We start from the raw sequence: 683 nt of genomic DNA, 5'->3' as shown, positions 1-683 counted from the left end.
CTACATGACCGAGGAAAATCTCCCCGAAGGACAAACCGTCATAGCCGACAAGGCCGGACTGAGAAACGCTTTCGGCTCCAATCCCGGCTTCATGATTTCCATCGACGGCAAACCTGCGGAAAACGCCGGCGAGGTGTTTGGCTGCAACCTGCTGTGGAGCGGCAATTACAAAACAAGAATCGAGGCATCCGCCAACCGTCTCAATGTAATCAGCGGCATCAACGACGACACTTCGCTCTATTCCCTCGTACCGGGCGAGACTTTCTCCACACCTGAGTTTGTCATGACGTTCTCGAAAGAGGGCAAGGGAGGTGTGAGCCGCGCTTTCCACAAATGGGCACGGCTGTATGCCATAGCTAACGGTGACAAGCTGCGTGACGTCCTCCTGAACAGCTGGGAAGGTGTCTACTTCAATGTAAACCAGGAGACGATGGACCAAATGATGGGCGACATAGCGTCTCTTGGCGGAGAACTGTTCGTGATGGACGACGGATGGTTCGGCGACAAATATCCTCGCGATAACGACAAATCGAGTCTGGGTGACTGGATGGTGTGTGAAAAGAAACTGCCTCAGGGTATCGGCGGACTCACGCAGTCCGCCCGGCGCAACGACATCAAGTTCGGAATATGGATTGAGCCTGAAATGGCCAATACAAAGAGCGAGCTTTACGAAAAACATCCCG

The 683-nt window shown here is 53.6% G+C and carries 1 protein-coding gene; it reads left to right on the top strand.

The genetic code is table 11. The annotated features are described in order from the left end of the window. Nucleotides 1-683: alpha-galactosidase (locus C5S62_RS01630; protein WP_190311535.1), on the top strand; the 683-nt coding region annotated here is incomplete at both ends.

The sequence above is a fragment of the Prevotella sp. MGM2 genome, from assembly GCF_002933955.1.
Classification (GTDB): Bacteria; Bacteroidota; Bacteroidia; order Bacteroidales; family Bacteroidaceae; genus Alloprevotella.
The sequence above is the reverse complement of the archived record's forward strand: the minus strand, read 5'-3'. Positions and strand labels throughout refer to the sequence as shown.